Annotated in this window: 10 protein-coding genes; 3 read left to right on the top strand and 7 right to left on the bottom strand. The window is 66.3% G+C overall.

What is annotated here, in order from left to right:
• Positions 1–24 precede the first annotated feature (24 nt).
• From AB0C34_RS09090 to AB0C34_RS09080, 3 genes are all read right to left on the bottom strand, one after another.
• Positions 25–1,965: a glycosyltransferase gene (locus AB0C34_RS09090; protein ID WP_357069146.1), complete on the bottom strand. Its 1,941-nt coding sequence runs from the start codon at positions 1,963–1,965 to the stop codon at positions 25–27.
• Positions 1,966–2,117: 152 nt separating this feature from the next.
• Complete coding sequence (gene glf / locus AB0C34_RS09085) at positions 2,118–3,347, bottom strand: UDP-galactopyranose mutase (RefSeq protein ID WP_357069144.1); 1,230 nt, start codon at positions 3,345–3,347, stop codon at positions 2,118–2,120.
• Positions 3,348–3,629: 282 nt separating this feature from the next.
• A complete protein-coding gene (locus tag AB0C34_RS09080) occupies positions 3,630–4,352 on the bottom strand; it encodes an SDR family oxidoreductase (protein ID WP_357069142.1) in 723 nt (240 codons plus the stop codon).
• Between the two features lie 107 nt (positions 4,353–4,459).
• Here AB0C34_RS09080 and AB0C34_RS09075 point away from each other — a divergent pair, with 107 nt between their 5' ends.
• Positions 4,460–5,104 (top strand): helix-turn-helix domain-containing protein, encoded by a 645-nt coding sequence (locus AB0C34_RS09075; protein WP_357069140.1) that lies wholly within the window; start codon positions 4,460–4,462, stop codon positions 5,102–5,104.
• A 261-nt stretch (positions 5,105–5,365) separates the two neighbouring features.
• Here the strand turns inward: AB0C34_RS09075 and AB0C34_RS09070 are convergent, their stop codons facing one another.
• The gene (locus AB0C34_RS09070; protein ID WP_357069138.1) at positions 5,366–6,130 is read right to left on the bottom strand and encodes a MerR family transcriptional regulator; all 765 of its coding nucleotides are present in this window, start codon (positions 6,128–6,130) and stop codon (positions 5,366–5,368) included.
• Between the two features lie 286 nt (positions 6,131–6,416).
• On the bottom strand, positions 6,417–6,611 hold the full coding sequence (locus AB0C34_RS09065; protein WP_357069136.1) for a hypothetical protein: 195 nt from the start codon (positions 6,609–6,611) through the stop codon (positions 6,417–6,419).
• 4 nt (positions 6,612–6,615) lie between these two features.
• On the opposite strand from AB0C34_RS09065, the gene AB0C34_RS09060 reads away from it, so the two are divergent.
• The gene (locus AB0C34_RS09060) at positions 6,616–6,810 is read left to right on the top strand and encodes a hypothetical protein (protein WP_357069134.1); all 195 of its coding nucleotides are present in this window, start codon (positions 6,616–6,618) and stop codon (positions 6,808–6,810) included.
• Between the two features lie 307 nt (positions 6,811–7,117).
• On the opposite strand, the gene AB0C34_RS09055 is transcribed toward AB0C34_RS09060, so the two are convergent.
• Positions 7,118–8,584: a SpoIID/LytB domain-containing protein gene (locus AB0C34_RS09055; protein WP_357069132.1), complete on the bottom strand. Its 1,467-nt coding sequence runs from the start codon at positions 8,582–8,584 to the stop codon at positions 7,118–7,120.
• A gap of 191 nt (positions 8,585–8,775) precedes the next feature.
• Here AB0C34_RS09055 and AB0C34_RS09050 point away from each other — a divergent pair, with 191 nt between their 5' ends.
• Positions 8,776–11,151 (top strand): N-acetylmuramoyl-L-alanine amidase, encoded by a 2,376-nt coding sequence (locus tag AB0C34_RS09050; RefSeq protein WP_357069129.1) that lies wholly within the window; start codon positions 8,776–8,778, stop codon positions 11,149–11,151.
• A gap of 94 nt (positions 11,152–11,245) precedes the next feature.
• Here AB0C34_RS09050 and AB0C34_RS09045 read toward each other — a convergent pair whose 3' ends face one another.
• Positions 11,246–12,067: an HAD family hydrolase gene (locus tag AB0C34_RS09045; protein ID WP_357070079.1), complete on the bottom strand. Its 822-nt coding sequence runs from the start codon at positions 12,065–12,067 to the stop codon at positions 11,246–11,248.
• Positions 12,068–12,139: the final 72 nt, after the last annotated feature.

Raw genomic sequence — 12,139 nt, 5'->3', positions numbered from 1 at the left:
CGTCGGCCGCGCTCGCTCCGAGGCTCACTGCTGCCCGCCCTTCGTGTCGTCGCCGATACCGAATACTTTCTCCCATGCCTGCGTGCTGGTCAGCCGCGGGTGGGCGGCGCGGTAGCGCTGCTGCATCTCCGGGAAGCGGGCGGCCAACTCCTTGCGCAAACGCATGGCCTCCTTGAACAGTCCGAGCGCTTGGCGCGGATCCCGCTTGCGATAGACCACGCCGCGGCCGTCGGCGGTGGTCACGGTGACGCCGTCGACCTGCGAGAGCAGGAACCAGCGCGCATCCAGCGTGGGCACGTTCAGCTGCGGGGTCTGGTGGTGTTCGGTGTCCGCGGGACGGACATTGTGCACCAAGCCCTTGACCAGCCGAACCACCTTGGCCAGCGGGTTGGCCGGCTCACCGACCGCGCCGAGGCCGATGTGACTGGCCAGCGGCAGTTCGGTGGACGAGGGCAGGATCACCGCGTCCGGGTACTGCTTGCGTAGTTCGTGCACCGCGCCCAGCGCACTCGGCAACAGCTGGAACAGTCGCTCGGGGCCCGCCAGGAAGTCGCGGATCGCCAAGTTCTGAATCGCGACCGTCGAATACTCCAAACAGAGCAGGTGCTTCAAGGTCGCCTTGATCGTGTTGACGACCATGGCGCGCCCGTTACCCGGCAAGTGCAGCGAGGCGACCACCAGGCGGTTGCGCAGGTGGAAGTACGCCTGCCAGTCGATGGCGTCGTCTTTGTCGCTCCAGGCCATGTGCCATACGGCGGCACCGGGCAAAGTGACGGTCGGGTACCCGGCGGCACGGGCGCGCAAGCCGTACTCGGCGTCGTCCCATTTCAGAAACAGGGGAAGCGGCTGGCCGAGTTCCTCGGCGACCCGGCGCGGGATGACGCAGGTCCACCAGCCGTTGAAATCGACGTCGATCCGCCGGTGCAACAGCTTCGAGTTGTCCCGGTCCTTGAGCGGGTATTTCGAGAAATCGTGGTCGTACTCGACATTCGGCGCCGCGGTCCACATGAAGATGCCGCGGTCCACCACCTCGCCCATGACATGCAGGTGGGAACGCTCCTGCAGATTGAGCATCTGGCCGCCGACCAGCACCGGCGACTTCGCGAACCGGGCGAAGGCCAGCGAGCGCAGAATCGAATCGGGCTCGATCTCGATGTCGTCGTCCATGTAGACGATGTATTCGGCGTCGGTGGTCTTCAGCGCCTCGTACATCACCCGGCTGTAGCCACCGGAACCACCCAGGTTGGGCTGGTTGTAGATGGCCAGCCGATCCCCGAGCGCCGCGGACGACTCCGCGAAGCCCGGCTCGTCGACCACCTTCCTGGTGCCCTGATCCGGAATGATGACGGCTTTGATCTTCGCCAGCACCAGCGGATCCGAGCCGAGCGCGGCGAGGGTTTTCACCGCGTCGGTGGGCCGGTTGAAGGTGGGCATGCCGACCGCGATGCTTCCCTCGCCCGGTGCCTCGACCGGCGCGTACCAGCCGCCGGATAGCAGCGTGACCGCGGTGTCGGTGGTGATGTCGAACCAGATCCAGCCGCCGTCCTCGAACGGGCCGAGATCGGTTTCGAACTCCACAGCCACCGAGTCGGTGCCCGCCGCGACCGCGAACTCCTTGCCCTGCACATGGATGCGCGAACCGTCGGCCTTGGACCGATAGACATCCACCCGGCCGTGACCGGCCAGCTCCAGCCGCAGCACCACCGACTGCAGGATGCTCCAGCGCCGCCAGTAGCTCGCGGGCAGCGCGTTGAAGTAGGTGCAGAACGAGACCTCGGACTCCGCACCGATCGACAGCGATGTGCGGGTGGCGGCGTGCGCCCGACGAGCGTTGGTCGCCGACTCCTCGACGTAGAGCGTGCGCACGTCCAGCGGTTCACCCGGCCGAGGCAGGATGATGCGCTGCAGCAGAGATTTCGCGCGGGTTTCGATGGTCATGTTTTCCAAGATGGATTGGGAGGTCATTCTGCTCCTGCGTTGTTGCGCGACATGCGGCCCCGGATGGCGACAGTGGATGTGCGGCGCTCGCCGGCCCGCACGTGACTACGCTCCGCTGGCGCTTTCGAGCCCGCCGCGGGCGCCGGGTCGATGAGCAAGGCTCGGCGGGGACAACTCACCTACGCCTCCTGGTCGTCGACGAGCGGCGCTCCGTCTTCCAGATACGGCCGCAGCACATTGTCGAAGGTGCTCAGCGCGCTGCCGATCGCCATGTGCATATCCAGGTACTTGTATGTGCCGAGGCGTCCGCCGAAAACGACCTTCGCCGTCGTGGTCTCCCGCTTGGCAAGTTCCCGGTAGGCCAACAACTTGGCCCGGTCCTCCGGGGTGTTGATCGGATAGTACGGTTCGTCGCCGGTCTTCGCGAAGCGGGAATACTCGCGCATGATCACGGTCTTCTCGGTGGGGTAGTCGCGCTCGGGATGGAAATGGCGCGGCTCGATGATGCGGGTGTAGGGCACGTCCGCGTCGTTGTAGTTCACCACCGAAGTGCCCTGGAAGTCTCCGGTCGACAGCACCTCGGTCTCGAAATCGATGGTCCGCCAGCCCAACTCGCCCTCGCGGTAGTCGAAGTACCGGTCCAGCGGGCCGGTGTAGACGACCGGCGCATCCGGGTTCTCGGCGCGCAACTGGTCGCGCACCTCGAACCAGTCGGTGTTCAACCGCACCTCGATCAGGTCGGAAGCGGCCATGTTCTCCAGCCACTTCGTGTAGCCCTCGCGAGGCAGGCCCTCGTAGGTGTCGTTGAAGTAGCGGTTGTCGAAGGTGTAGCGAACCGGAAGACGGGCGATGTTGCCCGCAGGCAGTTCCTTCGGGTCGGTCTGCCACTGCTTGGCGGTGTAGTCGCGCACGAAGGCCTCGTACAGCGGGCGGCCGATCAGCGAGATGGCCTTCTCCTCGAGGTTCTGCGCGTCCTTGGTCTCGATCTCCGATGCCTGCTCGGCGATCAGCTCGCGCGCCTCCGCCGGACTGAAGTAGCGGCCGAAGAACTGGGAGACCAAACCGAGCCCCATCGGGAACTGGTAAGCCTGCCCCTTGTGCATCGCGAAGACGCGATGTTGGTATCCGGTGAACTCGGTGAACTGGGTGACGTAATCCCACACCCGCTTGTTCGAGGTGTGGAACAGATGTGCGCCGTACTTGTGGATCTCGATCCCGGTTTCCGGATCCGGCTCCGAATAGGCGTTACCGCCGATGTGATGGCGGCGGTCGATCACTAGAACACGTCTGCCCAGCACAGTGGCGGTGCGTTCGGCAACAGTCAGCCCGAAGAATCCGGAGCCGACGACGATCAGATCGAACTGTGAGGCGGAATTGACGGAGTTACCCGGGGACGATGCGACGGTCACGGGAGCCCAGCGTATCGGAAGTCGTCGCCGCGTCCCGGTGGAGTCGGGACCTGGGCCGGGCAACGCGGCTCCGGCGCGCGGTGTGCCATCGGGGGTGGCTGAGTTTCGCCGGATGTTTGCCAGAAATCGTACATGCCCGCGATAGCGCCACTGTTCACTCGCAACTCCGCTAACAGCAGATGGGTCCGAGGCCGTCGATCGCCAGTGCCCCGAAGGTCTGCATTGCCGTCCCGCGACTCGCACAGACGGGGTGCGCAGACCACCGTGGGGCTCGGCGTTGTGTCAGTCCACAAAACCGACGTCGAGTTCTCCCGTGTCCCGCTCGGTGTACATACGCCAGTAGCAGTCCCCTAGTTCGTCGTTGCCCATCCGAACGATCTCGAGCTCGGCGGGCACCAACTCCGGGTGTTCGTCGACGATCCGCTCGGCCTTGCTTCCACCGATCAGCACGCCGATATTGAGCAGCCCGACGTAGACGCCGGTGCCTCGCAACTCGACCTCGAGTTGGCGGAGGTAGCCACGCTGTGCGGCGAGCGCGATGCCGAAGTTGGACAGGTAGGGCAGCGGGTGGCGTTCGGACGCGCCCGAGGAGAACAGCAGCGCGCCGTCGCCTCGCTCGACCATGCCAGCGGCCAGCGCACGGGTCATCAGGATCGGCGAGTGCAACTTCAGTGCGAACGGAATACCGAGGGACGGAATGTCCACGTCCAGCGTGGACGGGATCCGGTTGACCATTTCACCCGCAGCGCCGTGCATCGCCACGTCGATCGGCCCGAAGCTCGTCTCGATCCTCGCGATCACATCCTCGATCTGCGCCGCTGCAGTGACATCCGCGGGAAACGGTGCGGCCTCGATACCGTCGGCGATCAGTTCGTCCGCGTGCCGCCGAGCCTTGTCCGGGTCGCGGCCGATCACCGCCACCCGGAAGCCTTCACGGCCGAACCGCCGTGCTGTGCCCATGCCGAGGCCAGGGCCGAATCCGAAGATCGCGATGGTTTTGGACATGTCCGCTCCCAAATAAGTTGAGCAGTGGTTCAAGTTCGCTTCGAACGTACCACTAACTTGAACCCCTACTCAACATAATTCCGGCGATCGATTTGTAGGATCAACCCGTGGACAAGCCGTTACGCAGCGACGCCCGACGCAACCGGGATGCGCTCGTGACCGCCGCTCGCACCCTCTTCGAGGAACGCGGCCTGGATGCACCGCTGAAGGAGATCGCCGCCCGCGCGGGGGTTGCCATCGGCACGCTCTACAACCGCTTCCCCACCCGCGACGATCTCATCGCCGCTGCCGTCGAAGACCGCATCGAAGCTGGTAGCCGCATCGCCGAAGCGGCATTGGCGATCGACGACCCCTGGGACTCGTTCGTCTACCTCGTCGAACAGGTCTGCGCACTACAGGCCGCCGACCGCCTGCTCAGCGAGCTCGCCGTCCGCGCGGCCCCCAGTCGCGCCATAGCCGATGCGCAGGGGTACGGCCACGCACTGATGCGCAGGATCATCACCCGCGCGCAAGAATCCGGCGCACTGCGCTCGGACTGGGTGCTCGAGGACATCGCCTTCATCACCTGGTCGCACACCAGAATCCTCGAGGCCACCGCCCACATTGCCCCCGACATTTGGCGCCGCCACCTGGCCCTGATGCTAGACGGCCTCCGCGCGGAAGCCGCCCACCCGTTGCCGGTCCCGCCGATCACGGAAGATCAAGTGATGCAAGCGCTTCGAGGAGCACAACCGGGAGAGGAGCGGCGCTAGACGCTCGCGGTGAATCGCGCCGCAGCGGGGGCCGCCCACTACGGGGATCAGTGGTGCGAGTGTGGCACTGGTGTATGCCGGCCGAACTACGGCGGGAGGGCGCAGCGGCCCACGCGAAGCGGTGCTACAGGATGACCCGGCGCGTTCATCACGACCAGGATGAACGCGATCGAGGAGAAGGCCGCTCCGACGATCCCGCAAGGGCACGACGAGTGACGGCCGGTACGCGTACGCCGCGTACCGGCCGTCGGTAGGTGCACCCTAGAGACGATGCTCGGCGTAGACCTTCATCGCGTCACGCACGAACTCGGCGGTGCCGGTGCCGTGTACGTCATAGTTGGCGGCGAAACGCGGGTCGGCGACGTACATCTCGCCCAGCCCGACGAAGGCTTCCTTCACCACCGTGCGCCCCTGCCAGCCGATGCCGATCCACTCGTAATGCCGCTGGACAATCGCCTGGACCTCGTCACTGTCGAGCGCGAGCCCGGCGGCGCGTGCCCGGCCGTAGTCGGTGGCGATGTCGAGATGGGTCTGCTGGAACGCCTTCTTGTCCGCGTCGGACACCGACCGCCACCAGCGGTCGCCGCGCTCGTAGGCATCCTTGCCCCAGCGTTCGATCACCTCGTCCTTGTACTCGGTGTGGTCGAAGCCGTCGAAAACTTCTGCTGCCACGAGTTGTTCACCTCTCTCCGTCTTGTGCAGTGTGGTGTGCACCGACTCGATCCGACGCCGGATCCGATCCTGTTCCTGCCGTAGCAGTTCCAGGTGCGTGCGCAGCGCGGCGGTGGTGTCCTGCTCGCCGGCGAGGACTTCGGCGATGACCGGGAGGCCGAGGCCGAGTTCCCGCAACAGCAGGATGCGTTGCAGCCGCACCAGGGAGTCCTGGTCGTAGTAGCGATACCCGTTGGCGCCGATCCGGCTGGGCGGCAGTAGCCCGAGCTGCCCGTAGTGGCGCAGAGTGCGGCTGGTGGTAGCGGCCGCCTTCGCCAGATCCTGCATGGACCATTCCCCGGTGTCCCTGGTCATGACCGTGTTCTCCCTTCTTGTCTCGTCGGTGTACTCAGCATGCAAGTTGACGTAACGTCAAGGTCAACCTTTAATTGTCCGGTTTCAGATATCAACGTGACGGCCTGAACGTCAGGAAGCCCGGCCGCGCGTCAGCGGCGTGTGCCGCAGTCGCTGAACTGCGGGATAGGCTGCGCCCGATAGTTACGGCGTAGAGAGGTTGATGCATTGCGGGTTGCTGTTACCCGGGCATATGAACATCACGGCGGGTACGGAGTCGCTGGTTTACGACGAGGTATCAGCCCGGCTAAAGGGCATGGACAACCTCGTCGGGGTTAGTTGCACTGCGCGCGGTGCCGACTCGGTTTTCGCTCGGGCCGTTCTGGATGCCGGCGGACAGCTCGAGGTAATCCTGCCGACCGCGGATTACCGCGAACAGAAAGTCAAGTCGGATCACCTGGCCGTGTTCGATGACCTGCTGAGCCGCGCGGAAAAAAATCACAGCGATGAACTTCGCGGAGACAGGCGAAGAGGCCTATGAGGCCGCGAACGCCGCGTTGCTGGATCGCGCCGATCTGCTGATGGCGGTGTGGGATGGTCGGGCCAGTGAACGAGGCGGCACTGGTACGGTCGTCGAGTTGGCCAGAGACCGTGACGTCGCGGTCGAGATCGTATGGCCGCAGGGCGCTTCCCGCGGTTAGCTCAGCGCCGCACGATGAGCGCGCTGGGCGGGGCCGTGGGTCGCAAGTCGCGAGCGTATCGAAATACCGTTGACCGCTGACTGTTTCGATATCCCGCATGTGTCGAGCACCCTGCGCAGACCGGGTCGGACCTACGATCGCCAGTGTGCATACGGTCAGTTGCAACCCGACGCCATCGCGATAACGCACTGGATACGTGTTGTCATACAGCGGAAATGGCAAGATCAGCCAATCGATGAACCCCACGGCCGCGACGCCGTGCCGTGCCACTGCGGAGGCCGGCGGACCGCACTCCCACGGTGTCCGATTATCTGGGCGATACAACAGCATGCGGAGCTGAACCAGCCGGCGGGACCACACCAACACCACCAGACCAACCCTGCGGAACCAACCCAACACCACCCGACGGAGCCGGCACCACACCAGCAGGCGGCGCAACAGTTCCGGAGGGAGCTGGCTGGGTTCCCATGGGGTCCGGTACCAGCTGTAGCAGCGTCGTGAAGTCGACGACCCGTGCGCCGAGCGTCGGCGTCGCAATGATGACGCCGTTGGTGTACATGCGGTAGATGCCCGCGTTCTGCGGCAAGATCATCTGAGGACCGATCGGCTCGCCGACGGCGCTGCGCGCGCCGCCGATCCGCCGATATTCGGCGTCGATCGCCGATTCGGCGATCGAGGGCTGTTTGCTCGGCTCCTCGGGCGCGGTGGTGCGCAGTTCGCTCGGCGCCGGGCCGACGTCGAAGGTCCGGATGTCCGCGGGTGCACCGCTATCGGGTGCCGCGGAGTATTCCGACCGCAGAATTCGCCCGTCGCGCAGCAGCACGGCGCCCGCCGTGGCGGCGACTGCGGCCGACGCTCGTGGATCCTCGCTCGCAGTGCCGGGATACATCTGGCACTCGGTGGTGTCGCAGGTCTGCGCGTACGGGTACCGGTGCTCGGCGAGGGCATATGAGCGGGCGGCGATCGCCTGCGCCTGCAGGGCCTCTGCCCCGCCCTCGTCCGCCCAGTCCGCCTGCACCTCGGCCGGGACGACGCCGAGCAGATAGTCTTCGACATCCACCTGGTTGATGGTGCGGGTCGCCCCGGCCTCGATGGCGACACCGAGCGCACCGCGATAGGACGGCCCGCCGCACAGCGTGAGATGTTCCGCTGCGGGTCGATGGGGGCCGGGGTGGAGCGGATAGGCCCACGGGTCGTCGGTCGCGGTCTGCCACAGCACCTCGCCCGCACAGCCTGCCGTCACGACCACGCTCGCGCCACCGTCGGGCAGCGGTGTCAGATGCGCGACCTGACCTGGCGCGACCGCGCGGCCCGCCACCCGCAGACCGGCGTCGGCATAGGCGTCCAAGGACGAATCGTCCCGCTCCATGAGCCGGACTCGCAGGGCTGTCGGCGCGATGGCGCCCATATCCGCCCCCGGGTAGTAGTGCGCAAGGATTCGCTGCGCCAGCCAACCGTCCTGCGCGTTCTCGAACGCGCCGACCTGACTCATGCCGCGTCCGTGCCCCCCATCGGACACGGTGCGCAAGCCCCAGTCGGACACGGTGCGCAAGCCCCAGTCGGACACGGTGCGCGAGCCCCAATCGGACACGGTGCGATAGAACGCTTCACCTCGGTCACCGCTCAGCGTCGAGACGGCGCTTGCCAGCAACAAGGTCCCGACGACGAGGAGTCCGACCGGTCGCACGGTGCGAGCCGGTCGGACCCGCGCCCGCCGCCACTGCGTCGGCAGCGGGCGTCTGGACTGCTCATTCCGATTACGCGTGCGTCGCATCCGTTCACTCCCACTTTTCCGGGACCGGACGATCCGATGCCTGTCGGCATGTCGGACCGGCCGTTCGCAATACGAGAGTTACATTCGAGCAATCAGGTAATCCTCAACATGAGGTTTAGACATGCGGCAATTGTGCCCATTGTGATCGTTGATACATCAAGAAGCAAGGAACGCGGCCCTGGATTTCGCTCATGCTCACTGGTTCGATTCGAATGGAGATGCTCGTGCGGCACCGTAAACCGAAACGTTCCTACGTGCTCCCCGTTGTCACCACTCTCGCGGTGGCGGCCCCGCTCGCCACGCTCAGCGATTCGACCGACTACCGCGCCGTCACCGAAACCGGCCTGGCCGCGGTGCCCGCCCGACTCGCCGAGGTGGTACTCGATACCGCGCCGGACATCGTGCTGCCGCTACGTGATCTGACCGGACTCGACCTGCCCGATCTACGCCTTTCCGATCTGCGCATGCTGCCGATTCCCGCGTCCATTCCCGTTCCGGCAGGACTGCCGCTGCCGCCCAGCGTTCAACTCCCCAAAGAAATTCCATTACCCGATCTGAATTTCGACCACACTTCCGATCAAAAACCAACTCCGGGTCGGACGGACAACAGCCAGAATTCGACCGCGGCGGCGATTCCCGGACGTGCCGCAGGCAGCGTCCGCTTCATCGCCGATCCATCCCGCCTTCCGGCGGACACCACGCCCGATACCCCCGCGCTGTCACCCGGCGCCGTGCCTCCCGAATTGATGAGCCAAGTCGGCGCGCAGGTGAAAGAGCTTTCCCGCGACACCCCGTTCAGCATGGTCGCGCTCACCGCCCGGGAGTTGAGCGACACCGTGGCCACGATCCGCGCACGTCAACCTGACGGCACCTGGGGCCCCTGGTTCGCCGCCGATCCGGTCGACACCGACCGCACCGACCACTCCGGCAAAGGCGCCATCCACGGCACCGAGCCGATCTATGTCGGCAGCACGAATGCGGTGCAGGTACTGGTGACTCGCAAACAGGCCGCGCCGCACGCACCCACCGGCGCCACGGCACCGGTGGCGCAGTCCGTACCGAACTCGGACGACCCGGCGCAGCAGTTCGCCGACGAGCTGACTGCCGTCCTCATCGATCCGGGCCGGGGCGACCTCGACGCCTCGCTCAACGACGTCGCCGCGGCGCTGCCCGGTGGGCCGAGTGTGATCACCCGCGATCAGTGGGGTGCTGATGAATCGATCCGCTGCGACGAGCCGACCTACGACGACGATCTGGGTGGCGTCACCGTGCACCACACCGCGGGCCGCAACGACTACGGCAAGTCCGAATCCGCGGGTATCGTCCGCGCGATCTACACCTATCACGCGAAAACACTCGGCTGGTGCGATATCGGCTACAACGCGCTGGTCGACAAGTACGGCCAGATCTTCGAGGGCCGCTTCGGCGGCCTGGATCGTCCGGTGCAGGGCGCGCACGCGGGCGGGTTCAACGAGAACACCTCCGGCGTCGCGCTGATGGGCAACTACGAGTCCGAGGCGCCGACGAACGAGTCGCTCACCGCGATCGGCAAGTTCGTCGGTTGGCGTACCAAGGTCGCCGGACTGGATCCCAAGGGCTACACCACGATGTACTCCGAGGGCACCTCGTTCACCCCTTACGCCAAGGGTGAAGCGGTGCAACTGCCGATCGTCTTCGCGCATCGTGACGTCGGCAACACCACCTGCCCGGGAGACGCCGCCTACGCACTGATGGACCGGATCCGCGGCATCGCCGCGGGCGCCCCGGGCGCATCCGGTCCGAACAGTTACCAGCCCTCGCCGCGCACCGAGTCCGACCTGGCTACCATCGCCGCGCTCACCGCCAAACTCCTGACCATGGTGCACGACAACATCATCGCCAGGTACTGGTCGAGCACGGGCGGCCCGGACGGACCACTCGGCGCCGCGCAGTCGGACGTGCTGCCCGCGGCACAGGGTCAGCAGTACGCCAAGTTCTCCCACGGCTACGTCTACACCGTGCCGGAGGGAGAGGTCGTCGAGGTGCTCGGCATCATCCTCGACCGCTTCCTCCAGCTCGGCGCCGACGCGGGTGTCCTCGGTCTTCCGCTGAAGAACGCCTACCAGGTCCCGGACGGGATGCGAGCCGACTTCCAGAACGGCTCACTGATTCTCAACCAGCCCACCGGGATCGTGACGACGGTCTGGAAGACCTACAACGACACCTACCGGCAGGAGATGAACCACTACCGGAATGGCGTGGTCGCAGCCCCTGCGCCCGCCGACGACTCAGCGGCCGGCGGTTCCCGAGCGACCGTCGTACCGCGGCGCGCCCACGCCTCGCCGATCAGCCCGGCTCCGGACAGCAGTCAGGCTTCCGGGAACGACCGAGCACCTGCCGGATCCGACACCGCCCAGGCACCCGCCGACCCGGCCTGGTCCGACCGTTCCCAGGAACCTGTCGCCCCGGCCCCGGATGGCGACCAGACACCGGATGACGTTCAGCCAACGCCCGATATCGCCCCTGCGGATGCTCCGGCCACCGATGACGGTGCCGCCGCCACCGATGCGCAGGCCCCGTCACCGTAGCCGTAAAGCCGCACCGCACCAACCACTTCGGAGCCCGCCCAGCGCGGGCTCCGATTTCGTTATCGGCGGAACCTGCCCGGCTCGGGTGAAACGCTCAGACCCACCAGCGTTCGAGCACCCGGGCCACACCGTCGTCGGCGTTCGATTCGGCGATCTCGTCGGCGGCGGCGAGAGCTTCGGGGTGGGCATTGCGCATCGCGACGCCGTGTCCCGCCATGGTGAGCATCGGGACGTCGTTGGGCATGTCACCGAACGCGACGATAGTGGCCGGTTCCACGCCGAGTCGCTGGGCGACCACCGCAAGGCCGGATGCCTTACTGATGCCGGGTGCGGACAGTTCGATCAGCCCGTGCTCGGTCGAGTAGGTGAGGTCGGCGCGCGCACCGATCAACGGTGCCAGCACCGTCCGCATGTCGGAACTGCGCGCACCGGGTAGCCGGACCAGCATTTTGATGGCGGGCGAGGCGATGACCTCCTCGCGGGCGACGGAAGTGTCGTCCGGGTTGAGCCAGGCGTGCTCGTACTGCGGCGAACTGACGAACTGCGGGGTCACCGCGTCGTGCGCGCGCTCGCCGACCCGTTCGGCCGCGAGACCGCAGCCGGGCAGCGCCCGCTCCACCACGTCGGCCAGCCAGCTGAGTGTCGCCACGTCCAGCGTCGTGCTGATCAGCACCCGATCGGTCGCGCTGTCGTAGACCACCGCACCGTTGCCGCACACGCACAGCGGTGCGTATCCAAGTCCGTCGACCACCGGATCGATCCATCTCGGCGGGCGGCCCGTGGCCAGCACGAACGGCACCTCGTCGGCGACAAGCGCCGCCACCGCCGCCTTGGTCCGCGCGCTGACCCGCTCGTCGTGGTCGATGAGCGTGCCATCCACATCGGTGGCCACCATCTTCGGCTTGGGCAGGTGCAAGAGCGTCACCTATTCCATCCTGCCCGACGCCCCCTGCCTACCGCCCGGCCCGTCGCCGGATCGGGATGGGAC

This window comes from Nocardia sp. NPDC049220 (assembly GCF_040647855.1).
In the GTDB taxonomy this organism is placed as follows: Bacteria; Actinomycetota; Actinomycetes; order Mycobacteriales; family Mycobacteriaceae; genus Nocardia.
Note: the sequence above shows the minus strand (reverse complement) of the source record. Positions and strands in the feature narration are given on the sequence as shown.